Annotated in this window: 14 protein-coding genes; 6 read left to right on the top strand and 8 right to left on the bottom strand. The window is 72.0% G+C overall.

The features are described 5' to 3' along the window. Positions 1–15: 15 nt before the first annotated feature. Complete coding sequence (locus tag HD593_RS07400) at positions 16–783, bottom strand: nuclease-related domain-containing protein (protein ID WP_185101453.1); 768 nt, start codon at positions 781–783, stop codon at positions 16–18. A gap of 173 nt (positions 784–956) precedes the next feature. Here HD593_RS07400 and HD593_RS07395 point away from each other — a divergent pair, with 173 nt between their 5' ends. Continuing rightward, entirely contained in the window at positions 957–1,565 is a 609-nt protein-coding gene (locus tag HD593_RS07395; RefSeq protein ID WP_312903387.1) for a TetR/AcrR family transcriptional regulator, read from the top strand. Here HD593_RS07395 and HD593_RS07390 read toward each other — a convergent pair. The 3 genes from HD593_RS07390 to HD593_RS07380 are packed head-to-tail and all read right to left on the bottom strand — an operon-like array spanning position 1,536 to position 4,941. Beyond that, entirely contained in the window at positions 1,536–2,582 is a 1,047-nt protein-coding gene (locus tag HD593_RS07390) for an acyl-CoA dehydrogenase family protein (RefSeq protein ID WP_185101451.1), read from the bottom strand. The genes HD593_RS07395 and HD593_RS07390 overlap by 30 nt on opposite strands. Further along, entirely contained in the window at positions 2,579–3,742 is a 1,164-nt protein-coding gene (locus HD593_RS07385; protein WP_185101450.1) for an acyl-CoA dehydrogenase family protein, read from the bottom strand. Before HD593_RS07385 ends, HD593_RS07390 begins: the two co-directional genes overlap by 4 nt. Further along, a complete protein-coding gene (locus tag HD593_RS07380) occupies positions 3,739–4,941 on the bottom strand; it encodes an acyl-CoA dehydrogenase family protein (protein ID WP_185101449.1) in 1,203 nt (400 codons plus the stop codon). The genes HD593_RS07385 and HD593_RS07380 overlap by 4 nt, the downstream gene beginning before the upstream one ends. Positions 4,942–5,047: 106 nt before the next feature. On the opposite strand from HD593_RS07380, the gene HD593_RS07375 reads away from it, so the two are divergent. Continuing rightward, the gene (locus HD593_RS07375; RefSeq protein WP_185101448.1) at positions 5,048–5,638 is read left to right on the top strand and encodes a GNAT family N-acetyltransferase; all 591 of its coding nucleotides are present in this window, start codon (positions 5,048–5,050) and stop codon (positions 5,636–5,638) included. Positions 5,639–5,659: 21 nt separating this feature from the next. Beyond that, positions 5,660–8,068 carry an nSTAND1 domain-containing NTPase gene (locus HD593_RS07370; RefSeq protein WP_185101447.1) on the top strand — a complete coding sequence of 803 codons (2,409 nt, stop codon included), beginning with the start codon at positions 5,660–5,662 and terminating at the stop codon, positions 8,066–8,068. 5 nt (positions 8,069–8,073) lie between these two features. Here HD593_RS07370 and HD593_RS07365 read toward each other — a convergent pair whose 3' ends face one another. Then, positions 8,074–8,562, bottom strand: coding sequence for a DUF1360 domain-containing protein (locus HD593_RS07365; RefSeq protein ID WP_185101446.1), 489 nt, complete (start codon positions 8,560–8,562; stop codon positions 8,074–8,076). Positions 8,563–8,632: 70 nt separating this feature from the next. Between HD593_RS07365 and HD593_RS07360 the strand changes: the two genes are divergently transcribed. After that, complete coding sequence (locus HD593_RS07360; protein WP_185101445.1) at positions 8,633–9,229, top strand: nucleotidyltransferase; 597 nt, start codon at positions 8,633–8,635, stop codon at positions 9,227–9,229. 34 nt (positions 9,230–9,263) lie between these two features. On the opposite strand, the gene secA2 is transcribed toward HD593_RS07360, so the two are convergent. The 3 genes from secA2 to HD593_RS07345 form a co-directional block, all read right to left on the bottom strand. Further along, positions 9,264–11,465, bottom strand: coding sequence for an accessory Sec system translocase SecA2 (gene secA2 / locus HD593_RS07355; RefSeq protein ID WP_185101444.1), 2,202 nt, complete (start codon positions 11,463–11,465; stop codon positions 9,264–9,266). A 145-nt stretch (positions 11,466–11,610) separates the two neighbouring features. Then, entirely contained in the window at positions 11,611–12,516 is a 906-nt protein-coding gene (locus HD593_RS07350) for a DMT family transporter (protein ID WP_185101443.1), read from the bottom strand. 185 nt (positions 12,517–12,701) lie between these two features. Further along, positions 12,702–13,505 carry an SAM-dependent methyltransferase gene (locus HD593_RS07345; protein WP_185101442.1) on the bottom strand — a complete coding sequence of 268 codons (804 nt, stop codon included), beginning with the start codon at positions 13,503–13,505 and terminating at the stop codon, positions 12,702–12,704. Positions 13,506–13,693: 188 nt separating this feature from the next. On the opposite strand from HD593_RS07345, the gene HD593_RS07340 reads away from it, so the two are divergent. Continuing rightward, entirely contained in the window at positions 13,694–14,038 is a 345-nt protein-coding gene (locus tag HD593_RS07340) for a PRC-barrel domain containing protein (protein ID WP_185101441.1), read from the top strand. A gap of 93 nt (positions 14,039–14,131) precedes the next feature. Further along, positions 14,132–14,503 (top strand): VOC family protein, encoded by a 372-nt coding sequence (locus HD593_RS07335; RefSeq protein WP_185101440.1) that lies wholly within the window; start codon positions 14,132–14,134, stop codon positions 14,501–14,503. Positions 14,504–14,615 lie beyond the last annotated feature (112 nt).

The following is a 14,615-nucleotide window of genomic DNA, read 5'->3' as shown; positions in this document are numbered from 1 at the left end:
CTCAGCGCCTGACTCTCAGACGCGCTGGAGCTCCCGCGCCGCGGTGCGGGCCAGCAGCTCGATCTGCGAGTCGTTCAGCACGCCCGCGTCGGCCCCCTTGATCAGGCGGGCCGCCGTGCGCGGCTTGAGCAGGGTGAGGCCCTCGGCGGCCACCACGCCGTTCCTGGGCAGCACCCCGCAGTGGACCGCGATCATGGGGTTGATCGCGACCGGGACGCCGGTCTCCCGCGTGAGCAGGTCGGCGAACGCCTCGGCCTTCTCCACCAGCGCCTTGGCGGTCTTGCTGCCGTACTTCTCGCCGAAGAACAGCCGGCCCACGTAGCACGCGATCTCGACGTCGGGCGCCCAGGACTCGTTGTCGACGATCCACACGCCGCCCGGGCCGATCACGAGATGGTCGATGGAGGCCTGGCCGCGGATGGCCCGGCCGTCGAGCACCTGGTAACCGTGGCGGCGCAGCGACCGGCGCAGGACGCGACCGGTGATCGCCTCGCCGCGCCTGGCACCACGCCACACGGCCGTGCGGTGGAAGGAGTACCAGTCGAGGAACCAGTCCCCGCCGTAGACGAGCCCCGCGAGCAGCAGGCCGGTCAGCGCCGATGCGCCGGAGAGGTCGAACCTCAGGCCGAGCGCCACGCCGATGATGAACCCCACTCCGGCCTTCACATAACGGTACTTACGCCGGTTCGGCGCGTCCTCGCGCCAGAACTTCTCGTACCACCACTGCGGGGAAGATCCTGTGTACTTCTCGTTGGGCTGCACGTAGATAGAGCCACCGGGCACGGCAAACTCCCCGAATGAGTAGATGTTGTGCAGGATCTGCCACGCCGAAGATCCCTCGCCGGTCAAGAGATACCCGCTTCCCAACCAAGGCGAGCCTAAGGTGACGGAATTAGTACCCGCAAGACCATCAACCGACCAGTCGGTATGCTAAGGCGGTGACAAAGGGGGACGATGTGAAAGACGAACCGGTCAGACAGCGGCTGCTGGCCGAGGCGACCAGGCTGTTCGCCGAGCGGGGCTTCGAGAGCACCTCGGTGCAGGAGGTCGTCGTGGCGGCGGGTGTCACCAAGGGCGCCATGTACCACTATTTCGACTCCAAGGATGATCTGCTGCACGAGATCTACGCCCGGGTCCTGCGCATGCAGATGGACCGGCTGACGCAGATCGCCGACGGCCCCGGCACCGTCCAGCAGCGGCTGCACAGGGCCGCGGCCGACGTCGTGGAGACGACGGCCGCCAACCTCGACGACTCGAAGATCTTCTTCAGGTCGAACCACCTGCTCGCGCCCGAGACGCAGAAGACCGTGCGCGCCGAGCGCCGCCGCTACCACGAGCGCTTCCGCGGGCTCGTGGCCGAGGGGCAGCGCACCGGCGTCTTCAGCGACCGGGTGCCGGCGGAGCTGGTCGTGGACTTCTTCTTCGGCTCGGTGCACCACCTGGGCTCCTGGTTCCACGCGGAAGGCCCGCTGACCGGCGCCCAGGTGGGCAGGCACTTCGCCGACCTGCTCCTGACGTCCCTCGACGCCCCGCTGTCAGGAGGGTCCGGGCACGTCGACGAGTGAGGCCAGCGCCTCCCGGTGGTCGCCTGGCGTGCCCAGCGCGAGCTCCGTCGCCTTGGCCCGCTTGAGATACAGGTGCACGGGATGCTCCCAGGTCATCCCGATCCCGCCGTGCAACTGCAGGGCCTCCTCGGCCGCGTGCACGGCCACCCCCGCGTTCCACGACTGTGCCACGGCCACCGAGATCGACGAGGCGTCGGCGACGGCGTTCCTGGCGGCGGCCCTGGCCCGCACCACGTCCAGCCAGAGATCGGCCAGCCGGTGCTTGATCGACTGGAACGAGCCGACCGGCCGGGCGAACTGGTGCCGCTCCTTGACGTAGGCCAGCGTCGTCTCCAGGCACCACTCGGCCACCCCGAGCTGCTCGGAGGCCAGCAGCCCGGCCCCGAACCCGAGCACCGCGGCCAGGTCGCACCCGCCGACGCGCCGCCCCTGCGCCTGCTCGAACGTGACCGTGGCCACCGGCCTGGTCAGGTCCAGCGAGGGCACGACCTCGACCGAGGCGCCCTCCACCGCGTACAGGTCGCCGCCGACGGGCACCAGCAGCACGTCGGCCACCTCCGCCCCGGCCACGCCGGTGACGGTGCCCGACAGCCGCCCGTCGCCGTCCACGGTCACGGACGAGCCGCGCCCGGGCGCGTACGGGGAGGCGGTGAACGACACGGCCAGCGCCGCCGTCTTCCGCCCCTCGGCCAGCTCGCCGAGCAGCGCGTCACGGGTCGGCAGCAGCGCCTGGGTGGCCAGCACCGCGCTGGTGAAGAACGGCACCGGCGCCACCGCCCTGCCCAGCTCCTCCAGCACCACGGCCGCCTCGCTGGCCGACGCGCCCGCGCCGCCCAGCTCCTCGGGGATCAGCAGCCCGGCCACGCCGATCTCGCCGGCCAGCGTCTTCCACAGGTCCAGGTCGTAGGGCTCGGACTCGACGCGCTTGAGCACCGCCGCGGGCGGGCAGCGGTCGGCGAGCAGCCCCCGTACGGAGGACCTGAGCTCCTCCTCGACCTCGGAGTACAGCAGGGTCATCGCGGCAGGTCCTTCCAGGGCACGTCCTTGTCGACACGGGGTTCCGAGGGCAGGCCGAGCACCCGCTCGGAGATGATGTTGCGCAGGATCTCGGAGGTGCCGCCCTCGATGGAGTTGCCCTTGGCCCGCAGGTAGCGGTAGCCGGGGCCGCGGCCGTAGAAGTCGACGTCCTCCGAGCGGCGGAAGGCCCAGTCGTCGTAGCCCAGGTCGCGCCGCAGCTCGACGTCCAGCCCGGTCAGGGCCTGGTTGAGCCGGGCGAACGAGAGCTTCATCCCCGACCCCTCCGGCCCCGGCTGCCCGGCGGCAAGCTGCTCGCGCAGGCGTGCCCCCGACAGGCGGGTGACCTCGGCCTCCACCCACAGCGACAACAAGCGGCCGTGCAGGTCGTGGGTGCGCAGCTCGGGGTGCTCGCGCCAGGCCGACAGCACGGTGGCCATCACGCCGCCCCCGCGCCGCGTGGGCGCCCCGCCGATGGCGACGCGCTCGTTCATCAGCGTGGTCTGCGCGACCCGCCACCCGTCGCCGACCTCGCCCAGCCGCAGGTCGTCGGAGAGCCGCACGCCGGTCAGGAACACCTCGTTGAACTCGGCCTCACCGGTGATCTGCCGCAGCGGCCGCACCTCGACGCCGGGCGCCTGCATGTCGCAGACGAAGTACGTCAGGCCGCGGTGCTTGGGCACGTCCGGGTCGGTACGGGTGACGAGGATGGCCCACCGGGAGTGGTGCGCGCCGGACGTCCACACCTTCTGGCCGTCCACCACCCACTCGTCGCCGTCCCTGACGGCCCGCGTCGCCAGCGTGGCCAGGTCGGAGCCGGCGCCGGGCTCGCTGAAGAGCTGGCACCAGATCTCCTCGCCCGTCCACAGCGGTCGCAGGAACCGGCGCTTCTGCTCCTCCGTCCCGAACGCCAGGATCGTCGGCGCCGCCATGCCCAGGCCGATGCCCTGCTTGCCGCCGTTGATCTGTGGCGTGTCGGCCAGCTCCCGCTCGACCACCTGCTGCAGCTCGCGGGGAGCCGCCAGCCCGCCTAGCCCTTCGGGGAACCACACCCACGCCAGCCCGGCGTCGAACCTGGCCCGCAGGAACTCCAGCCGGTCCCCGCTCGGGTCGTGCTCGCCGAGGAACGCCGCAACGCGCTCCTTGATCTCCGCTTCGTTCACATCCACCTCTTGAGCTCGCGATAGGCCAGCGACCGCTTGTGCACCTCGTCGGGGCCGTCGGCCAGGCGCAGGGAACGCGCCCCCGCCCAGAGGCCGGCCAGGGGGAAGTCCTGGGAGACGCCGCCCGCGCCGTGCACCTGTACGGCCTTGTCGAGGATCCACTCCACGGTGATGGGAGTGGAGATCTTGATGGCCTGGATCTCGGTGTGGGCGCCCTGGTTGCCCACCGTGTCCATGAGCCAGGCCGTCTTCAGCACGAGCAGGCGCGCCTGCTCGATCCTGATCCTGGACTCGGCGATCCAGTCCTGGACCACGCCCTGCTGCGCGACGGGCTTGCCGAACGTCGTCCTGGCCAGGGCCCGCTTGCACATCAGCTCCACCGCGCGCTCGGCCATGCCGATCAGGCGCATGCAGTGGTGGATGCGGCCGGGGCCGAGCCTGGCCTGCGCGATGGCGAAGCCGCCGCCCTCTTCGCCGATGAGGTTGCCCGCCGGGACGCGGACGTCCTCTAACACGATCTCGGCATGGCCCCCGTGGTCGGCGTCGGTGTAGCCGAAGACGTGCATGCCGCGCTTGATGTTCAGGCCCGGGGTGTCGCGGGGCACGAGGATCATGCTCTGCTGGCGGTGCTTGGGCGCGTCCGGGTTCGTCTTGCCCATGACGATGAAGATCTTGCAGTCGGGGTTCATGGCGCCGGAGATGAACCACTTGCGGCCGTTGATGACGTACTCGTCGCCGTCGCGGGTGATGGAGGTGGCGATGTTGGTGGCGTCGGAGGAGGCCACGTCGGGCTCGGTCATCGCGAACGCGGAGCGGATCTCGCCGTCGAGCAGCGGCTGGAGCCACTCCTTGCGCTGCCACTCGTTGCCGAACATGGACAGCACTTCCATGTTGCCCGTGTCGGGGGCCGCGCAGTTGGTGGCGACCGGGGCGATGGAGGGACTCCGGCCCATGATCTCGGCCAGCGGGGCGTACTGGAGGTTCGTCAGGCCGGCGCCGTGCTCGCCCGGCAGGAACAGGTTCCACAGGCCGCGCTTCCTGGCCTCGTCCTTGAGGTCGCTCAGCAGGGGTGGCGGGCTCCACCCGCTGGTCTGGGCCTGTTCCTCGAACGCCGGCTCTGCCGGGTAGACGCATTCGTCCATGAAGCGGAGCAGGCGCTCGCGCAGGTCCTCGGTGACGGTGTCGAAGGCGAAGTCCATGGGCGTGAGCCTACCGACCGGCCGGTATGAGTGTCGACAGGTGGTTCCCCGCAAAAAGGGGCATGTGGCCATAAAAGTGGTACATGGGGTCTCATAGGGTTTCGCCATGACCGCGAAGCTGCCTGCGCCTGTGGTGCTCGAGAACGGCGTCGTCCGCCTCGAGCCCCTCACCATGGATCACGTACCCGACCTGTTCGCCGCCGGTGGCGGTGACGAGGAGCTGTGGCGCTGGCTGCCCATCGACGCCCCGCGTACCGAGGAGGAGCTGGGCAAGGTCGCCAGGAAGCTGATCGACGACGACGTGCACGTGCCGCACGCCGTGGTGCTGAAGGAGAGCGGGCGGGCCGTCGGCTGGACCACCTACGCCGACGTGCCCGGCTTCGACCTGAGCGTCGAGATCGGCTGGACCTGGTACGGCAGGGCCGTCTGGCGCACGGCCGTGAACACGAGCTGCAAGCTGCTCCTCATCGACCACGCCTTCTCCCTGGGCTACAACCGCGTCCTGCTCAAGACGGACAACCTCAACCTCCGCTCGCAGAACGCCATCAAGCGCATCGGCGGCGTGCACGAGGGCACCCTGCGCCGTCACCGCAAGCGATCGGACGGAACCTGGCGCGATACCGTCTGTTTCGGCATCCTCGAAGAGGAGTGGCCGCAGCACCGGGATCGGCTGGCGGCCCGCTTGAACCTTTCGTAGAAGGGCGGCGTCTCACCCCGCATGACCGACCGGCTGGGGGGCTACTGGCTCGGCGCCCGGCTCGACGGCGGCGGGCAGGTCGTCGTGCGCGAGGCGTACGACGAGTCGGGCGCCCGCCACGCGCTGGGCGTGCCGTGGCTGCCCGACGCCGACGCGCGGGCCAGGCTGGCCGCCTCGGCGGAGGCCGCGGAGCACGTCCGCTCGCTGTCGGTGGCCAAGCTGACCGCGGTCTGCCTGGACGGGGAGCCGCCCTACCTGGTCAGCGAGTACATCGAGGGGCCGACGCTGCGCCAGGTCGTGGAGCGGCACGGGCCGTACGCGGGCGACGACCTCTACCGGCTGGCCGCCGCCACCGCCACCGCGCTGGCGGCCGTGCACGAGGCGGGCGCGGTGCACGGGGCGCTCACGCCGGAGAAGGTCGTCCTGGGGGGCGAGGGGCCCCGGCTGGTCGGGCTGGGGCTGGCCGGCGACGGCGGCGGGCCGCCCGCGGACGTGCACGCCTGGGGCCGCCTCCTCGTCTTCGCCGCCTACGGGCCGGACGCCGGTCGATTAGACGGCGGCGTGCGACTAGACGGTGGTGAGCGTTTCGAGCGGCCGTTGCGGGGGCTCGTGGCCGCCGCGCTGCGCCCGGACCCGGAGCGCCGGCCGAGCGCCCGCCAGCTCCTGATGTCCCTCCTGGACGTGCCGCAGTCGCAGCAGGGCCGCCTGCTGCCTCCCGAGCCCATCGACGACCCGCCGCTCGGAGCCCGCGCCGAGGCCGTGTACGCCGCGCTCAGCCCGGCCGAGCAGGACCTGGTGCCGGACGTGTTCCTGCGCCTGGTGGGCCTCGACGCCGAGGGCGCCGACGCGGTCGTGAGCGCCGGCAGGGACGAGCTGGTCGCCGGGCGCGGGCCCGACGAGGTGGCGGCGATCGACGGGGTGCTGGCGGCGTACGGGGAAGCAGGGCTGATCGGAGAGCCCCCGGCGATCACGCACGGCGCGCTGCTGCGGGCCTGGCCGCGGCTGCGGGAGTGGCTGGACGGCGAGCGGGCCGGGCTGGCCGTGCACAGGGAGCTGGCGGAGGCGGCCCGGCGGTGGGAGGCGGGCGGGCGCAGGGAGTCGCAGCTCTTCCAGGGCGAGCCGCTGGACAGGGCGCTGGCGTGGGCGGCCGGCGCGCGGCGGCGGGTGACGCTCAGCGCGGGCGAGCAGACCTTCCTGGACGAGGGGCTCGCGAACACCAGGAGGCGCGCCCGCAGGCGGCGCACGGTCATGGCGGCGCTGCTGTCGGCCGCCATGGCGGCCGTGCTGCTCGCGCTCTGGCAGCGCGGCGTGGCCGACGAGCGGCTGGACGAGACCATGGCCAGGGTGGCGGCCTCGCGGGCCGAGGCGCTGCGGGTGGCCGACCCGGTGACGGCCCGCAAGCTCGGCCTGGCCGCGTGGTCGCTGGCGCCGATCCCCGAGAGCAGGCGGGCGCTGGCGGCGCACGACCCGGCGGTGGAGGTGTTCGCCGACCCGCACGCGGGGCCGCGCACGCTGCACGCCATCACCGCCGACGGGGCCACGCTGGCCGCCCTGGACGAGGGCACGCTGCGGCTGTACGACCTGAACGCCGGCGGCCGCCCGCTGGCCACCACGGGAGGCCCCGCGCAGAGCGTGCGGGCGATGGCCTGGTCACCGGACGGCCGGACGCTGGCGCTGGTCGGGGTGGACCGCTCGTACCTGTACGACCTGCGTACCGGGATCCTGGGCCGTCCCTTCGGCCGGGGGCTGGGCACGCCAGGGGAGCAGTCGGCCTGGTTCAGCCCGGGAGGCGGGCTGCTGTTCGCGGCGGCCAGGCAGTCGGGCGAGCGGTGGGCGTGGGACCTGCGGGCGGGGCGGGCCGCGTACGTGGGCGAGTACGCGGTGATCGGCCCGGGCGACCGGGTGGCGCTGGTGTTCGACGGGAAGGACTCGCAGATCAGGCGGCCCGGCCGCGCGTCGCCCGCGCCGTGGCTAGACAGGATGCCGTGGGAGTACACGACGTTCGCGCCCGACGGCGTGCGGGTGGCCATCGCCGAGGAGACCGGCATCCAGATCTACGGCCTGGACGGCGTGCCCACCCACAACAGCCGTTACCGCCCCTCCCCCGGCCACCTGCGGTTCAGCTGGGACGGGCGGCTGCTGGTCAGCACCGACAGCGACCGCGTGCGGGTCTGGCGGCTCGACCACGGCACCCGGATCGCCGACCGGCAGGTGCCCGCCGCCGCCGACCGGCACGCGCAGGCGGCGATCTCGGCGGACGGCCGCTGGCTGCGCGTGCTGGCCGGGCGCGGCACCGTCCTGACCATCGACCTGGCGGCGCCGTCCGCGCCCGCGCGGCCGGAGTCGTGGGTGTGCGAGCGGTACGGCCCGCTCTCGGCCGCGGAGTGGCGGCGGCACCTGCCCGAGGTGCCCTACCAGGAGACGTGCTGAGGGGCCTACTCCCCGGCCGACTTCATCAGCTTCGCGTAGGCGAGCTGCAGCCAGTCCGACACCGCCACCGCCGTCATCGTCGCCCCCACGAGCCTGGTCACCCGGGGGGCCAGCACGAGCCCGGCCGCGTACGCGGTGGCCACCCACTGGGCCAGGCAGAACGGGCAGGCCAGCAGCTCGCCCAGCGCCCCGCGCGGCTTCTCCTGCACCTCCGACGGGCCGCCCTGCCCCTCGTACTGCGTGAACGGGGCCCGCAGCGGGCTGGTGACGGGGTCCTTGGCCAGGCGACGCGACACCTTGTGCGTGCAGGCCGCCATCAGCGCCAGGTCCATCACGCCGACGTGGTCGGGCGCCTTGCGCCCCGCCAGCATCGCCACGGCGGCGGCCACGCCCACCGTTCCGCCGTACGCGCTGAGGAGTCCGACGTAGCCCCCGAGCGGCCGGTCGTGCCCGTTCTCGTACGCCCGTTCCGTCTTTTCCAGAATGTCGGTCATAGCTTCCCGGGCTACCCGGAGCCCCCGACATCCAACGTCTAGTTGACGATCGTTTGGGTAGCCCGTTCACATGAGTAGCCACGGTCACGCGGTCACCGACGCCATCCTCGACACGCTCAAGCGTGCCAGCTCGGGGCTGAAGGAGGCCGGAGTGAAGTTCGCGCTGGCGGGCGGGTGCGCGGCGTACGCGCGGGGCGCGGCTCCCTCACTGCATGACGTGGACTTCGTCCTCACCGAGCACGACGTGCCGGCCGCGCTGGAGGCCCTGCGCGGGCTGGGGTTCCAGACGGCCAAGCCGCCGGAGGACTGGCTGGTCAAGGCGTACGACGACGGGCGGCTGGTGGACCTGATCTTCCGGGTCTCCGACCTGGCGATCACCGACACGCTGCTCGACCGGGCGGAGCCCCTGAAGGCGTCCGCGGTAATCGTCCCCGTGCTGGAGGCCACCGACCTGGTCATCTCCTGGCTGCTGCCGCTGTCGGAGCACGCCTGCGACTACGGGGCCCTGCTGGCGCAGGTGCGGGCGCTGCGCGAGCAGGTGGACTGGCCGCGGGTGGCCGCCGTGACGGCCGACTCGCCGTACGCGACCACGTTCATCACCCTGCTGGAGCGGCTGGGCGTGCTGAGCGGGCCGGTCGTGCCGTCCGGCGACCCCAAGTGGCCCTGACCCCCGAGCGGCCCTGACCCCCGAGCGGCGCTGATCAGCCCCTTCGGGTGGCCGCCGTGACGCGCTTGAGGATGCGGTCCCATTCGGTGCCGAACGGGTTGTCCTGCACCAGGTACGTCCACGTCGCCGTGGGCCGCTTCAGATCCGGCTCCGGCGCCTCGAACGACTCCAGCGAGCGCTTCTCCACCTCGGCCAGCAGCGACTTGTACTCCGCCACCGCCTCCCGGTGGAACTCGTCGATCGGGCTCATCCGGCCCAGCGCCCGCAGGTGGATGCCCTCGCGCAGGTCCGTCAGGAACGCCAGGTGCTCGGTCCAGCAGCGGTCGATGGCGTGCAGCACGATCTGGCGGGCCGTCTCGTCCCTGGTGTCCTCGGGCATCGACGCCCAGCGCTCGGGGTCGGCCTCGGCCAGCGCCTTCGCGGCGGCGTCGCCGTGCAGCACCTTGTCGCGCCACTCCAGGATGAGCTCGCGCTGGTGCTCCAGCAGCCGGGTGTAGCGCCACGTGTTGCGGTGGATCTCCAGGTTGACGCCCTCGGCGACGCGCTGCGCGTGGCCCACGAGGTACGCGCCGCGCCGGTGGCGTACGATCCCGTCGGCGTCGGCGGCGGGCGGCCGCTCGTCGGGGACGAACTGCGTGATCAGGTCGTCCTTCGTGCTCACGAAGAAGACCGAGCCGCCCGGATCGCCCTGGCGGCCGGCGCGGCCGCGGAGCTGGTCGTCGAGGCGGCTGCTGGCGTGGCGGCCGGAGCCGATCACGTAGAGGCCGCCGAGCTCGGCCACGCCCTCGCCGAGGCGGATGTCGGTGCCGCGGCCGGCCATCTGGGTGGAGACGGTGATGGCGGAGCGCTCGCCCGCCTTGGCGATGATCGCGGCCTCTTCGGCGTCGTTCTTGGCGTTGAGCACGACCGGCTCCAGGCCGCGCCGCTGCAGCAGCTTGGCGAGGTTCTCCGACTCGGCCACGTCGAGCGTGCCGATGAGGATGGGCCGGCCGGTCTCGTGCACCGACTGGATCTCCTCCACCAGCGCCGCGTCCTTGTCGGGCACGGTCGGGTAGATGCGGTCGGGCTCGTCCACCCGCACGCACGGCCGGTTCGGCGGGATGACCGCGACCTTGAGCCCGTAGAACTCGCCGAGCTGCTCGCTGACGGCCACGGCCGTGCCGGTCATGCCGCAGATCTGCGGGTAGCGGCGGATCAGGCCCTGCACGGTGATCGAGTCGAGGATCTCGCCCTTCTCGCTGGGCGCCAGCGCCTCCTTGGCCTCCACGGCCGCCTGCAGGCCGTTGGGCCAGCGCTGGAGCAGCGCCACGCGGCCGCGGGAGGGGTTGATGAGCTGCACCTTGCCGTCGCGCACGATGTAGTCGACGTCGCGGGTCAGCAGCGCGTGGGCGTGCAGGGCCAGGTTGAGCTCGATGAGCGTGCCGGGCTCGTGCTCGTCGTAGAGGTCGACGCTCAGCAGGTTCTCGACGCTGTCGGCGCCCTTGGGGGTGAGGTAGACGTTGCGGGCCTGCTCGTCGATCTCGTAGTGGTAGCCGCGGACGAGCTGCCGCACCAGCGCCGCCATCTCCGGCACCGCGTTGCCGGGGTCGGCCGCCCCCGCCATGACCAGCGGCACGCGGGCCTCGTCCACGAGCACGGAGTCGGCCTCGTCGATCAGGGCCACCTCGGGCGCGGGCACGATGATCTCGCTCGCGTCCGTGCGCAGCCGGTCGCGCAGCACGTCGAAGCCGATCTCGCTGACCGGCCCGTACGTCACGTCCTTCGCGTACGCCTCGCGCCGCTCCTCCGGCGTGGAGTTCTGGTCGATCCAGCCCACGCTGACGCCGAGCGCCTCGTAGAAGGGGCCCATCCACTCGGCGTCGCGCCTGGCCAGGTAGTCGTTGACCGAGATGACGTGTACGCGCTTGCCCTGCAACGCGTACCCGGCCGCCGCCATGGCCCCCGACAGGGTCTTGCCCTCACCGGTGGCCATCTCGGCGATCTTGCCGTCGAGCAGCGCGAGCGTGCCCAGCAGCTGCACGTCGTACGGCCGCAGCCCCAGGGTCCGGTCGGCGGCCTCGCGCGCGACGGCACAGAACTCGGCCAGATCGCTCATGTCCGGCCTGGGCAGCTCGTCGAGCTTGCCGATCCGCTCCGCCCGGCCGTCCGCCGCCTTGACGGTCTTCTGGTAGGGCGTCAGAGGGACACCTCCCGGACGGTCCAGGAGGTTCCTCAGTATTCCCTTAAACGAGGCCACAGTTCCTCCAACGCACGCTTCGCCGACACCGTTCCCTTCATTCGTCGGGGCCCGTCGCTTGGCCTTGGGGCCGGGGAGCGGAGCGACGATTCGGCAAGCGTCGCCGTACCGGACCTTAACTCATCCGGCGGCCAGGACCGTCACATCACGCGGTTTCGGCTCGTGCGGCGAGCACCGCGACCGCCGCCAGCAGCAGCACGCAGCCCGACCAGGCCAGGGGCGTGAGCCGTTCGCCGAAGAGCAACACGCCCAGCAGCGCCGCACCCACCGCCTCGCCCAGCGAGATGATCGACACGGTGGTGGCCCGCAGGGCGGTCAGGGCGCGGAAGAACAGGCCGTAGGCGAGCGCGGTCGGCACCGCGCCCAGGTAGACCAGCAGCGCCACGGAGGACCAGCTCACCTCGGGCACCACCCCTTCCGCCAGCGCGAACGGCGCCAGGCACACCGCGCCGACCACGAACCCGCCGACCGCCGTGGCCCGCGGGTCGTCGTCCCTGCCCTGCCGGGACAGCAGCGTGACCCCGGCGTACCCGGCGGCCGAGACCAGCGCGAAGGCGAGGCCGGCGGACGAGCGGGCCTGCAGCGCGGCCTCGCCGGTGAGCAGGAGCAGCCCGGCCAGCGCGGCGGCCAGGGCGCACAGCGCCAGCCTGCCGAGCCGTTCGCGCAGCAGGAAGCGGCTGCCGAGGGCGGTGAAGATCGGGGTGGCGCCCATCGTGACGACGGTGGCGACGGCCACGCCGGAGTGGGCGATCGCGGCGAAGTACGCGGTCTGGTAGACGGCCATCCCGGCGCCGACGAGCACCGTCCTGCCGTTCCAGGCAATCGTGGTGCCTCTCGGCAGCGGGCCTCGCGACAGCGGGCCTCGCGACAGCAGGCCTCGCGACAGGAAGAGGAGGAAGGCGGCGCCGAGGAGGTAGCGCCACAGGGAGACGCCGACGGGGCCGAGGCCGCCGGTGTCGAAGAGGAGGGATCCGGCTGCGCCGCCGGTGCCCCAGGCGGTCGCGGCCACGGAGACGTACAGGGCGCCCCGCCGGGCGGAGACATGGGTCATGACAGGAGTTCTCCGGGTGGAGTGGTCGGAATGGGCCCGGTGTGCGGGCAGCAACCACCCCCGGATCGGTAGGACCCGGAGATCTCAGAAAACGCCGCCCGCTAGCGGGCGGTGGGCGGGGAGCAGATCAGACGTCTCGGCACGGGTGACAGCTTACGGGCCTGGCGAGCCGGGCTCCCACCGGATTACGGCTTGCGGGCGACGCCACCCAGCAGCACTTCCTCCCAGGACGCGAGCGGGCCGGGGATGCGCTCGTCCGGATGCCACTCGGGGAGGTGCACCACGCCGGGTTCCACCAGCTCCAGGCCGTCGAAGAAGCGCTCGATCGCCGGGCGGTCGCGGAAGTGGCCGGTGCCCATCGTGGCCTGGAGCATCACCTCCAGCGCCTTGGCCTTGGGGTTCTCGGAGGATAGGAAGTTGGAGACGGCCAGGTAGCTGCCGCGCGGCAGCGCGTCCGCGTAGGCCCTGATCAGCGCGTGCGGGTTCTCCCTGTCGGAGAACAGGTGCAGCAGGCCGATCGCGATGACCGCCGTGGGCTGCGACAGGTCGATCAGGCGGCGCACCGCCGGGTGATCGAGCACGCCCGCCACGTCGCGGGCGTCGGCGGTGATGGCGTCGGCGCGGGGGTTGCCGCTGAGTATCGCGCGGGCGTGCGGCTCGACCATGGGGTCGAGGTCCACGTACACCACTCTGGAGTCGGGGGCGGCGAACTGGGCGACCTCGTGGGTGTTCTCCACCGTGGGCAGCCCGGCGCCGAGGTCGATGATCTGCCTGATGCCGGCCTCCCGTACGAGGAAGTCGACGACCCGCCCGATGAAGGCGCGGTTGCACCAGACGAGATCCACCACCTCGGGCACCGCGATCTTGAGCTTGCGCGCCACGGAGCGGTCGGCGGCGAAGTTCTCCATGCCGCCCAGCAGCGCGTCGTGCACCCGTGCCACGCTCGCCTGCTTCGGATCCACCCCTGGAGGCGCCCACTCAACGCTCATCCGACCTCCTCGCGCGGATCGTATCCACACCCGGGGCTCCAGCGCCCCGGCTGGCGGGCGGTTGTCAGGAGAGTCAGACCGGCATGTCGGGCAAGGATCGCCCAAGCCAGTCTCACAGGTTTATCCCGAAAGCGATGGGTAGTTGAGGGCCTGCCCGAGAAGACGGAAGAAGAGAGGAAGAGAGCCCAATGGAGCTCTGGGACTATCGACCTGACGTCTACAACCGCGGGCAGGCTCTGGACTTGGCGGGATACCACGTCCAGGCCACCGACGGCAAGATCGGGTCCGTCGACGAGGCGACGTACGAGGTCGGCGAGAGCTACATCATCGTCGACACCGGTCCGTGGATCTTCGGTAAGAAGGTCATGCTCCCGGCACGAGTGGTCACGCGCATCGATCCCCAGGAACGCAACGTGTACGTGGCCCGCACCAAGGCCGAGATCAAGGACGCGCCCGAGTTCGACGAGGGCACGTTCAAGGAGCCCGAGTACCGGACGCGGCTGGGGGACTACTACGGCCGCCTCCCCGGGTGACTTGACGCCGTAAGCGGAGGGCCGCGCCGCAGAGGTGCGGCCCTCTGGCGTACCTGACAGAAGGTGGCAGGTACGGGTGGGAGGCTCTTTCACATGACGACGAGAGCAAGCCTCATGGCCTTCACCATCGACTGCGACGACCCCAGGGCGCTGGCCGCCTTCTACCACGAGGTGACCGGGATGGAGGTGACGTACGCGGAGGACGAGTACGCCGCCATCTCGGACGGGACCGTCAACATCTACTTCGGCCGCGTCCCCGACCGCAAGCCGGTCTCGTGGCCGAGCCCCGACAAGCAGTTCCACCTCGACCTGCAGGTGCCGGACGTGGAGCGGGCCGCGGAGGAGTACGTCGCGCTGGGGGCCACCAGGCCCGAGTTCCAGCCCGGCATCACCGAGGAGGGCACGCGGTGGATCGTGCTCCAGGATCCGCAGGGGCACCTGTTCTGCGTCTGCCGCAAGTCGTAGGCCGCGGGCCGCGGACTCCCCGCCGCGCGTGTCGCGGGCGTCGTGCTGAGCGTGTCGCGGGCGTTGTGCTGAGCGTGTCGCGAAAGCGCGGACGCCTCGGCGCCGGCCACCG

This window comes from Nonomuraea rubra, from assembly GCF_014207985.1.
GTDB lineage: Bacteria > Actinomycetota > Actinomycetes > Streptosporangiales > Streptosporangiaceae > Nonomuraea > Nonomuraea rubra.
The sequence above is the reverse complement of the archived record's forward strand: the minus strand, read 5'-3'. Positions and strand labels throughout refer to the sequence as shown.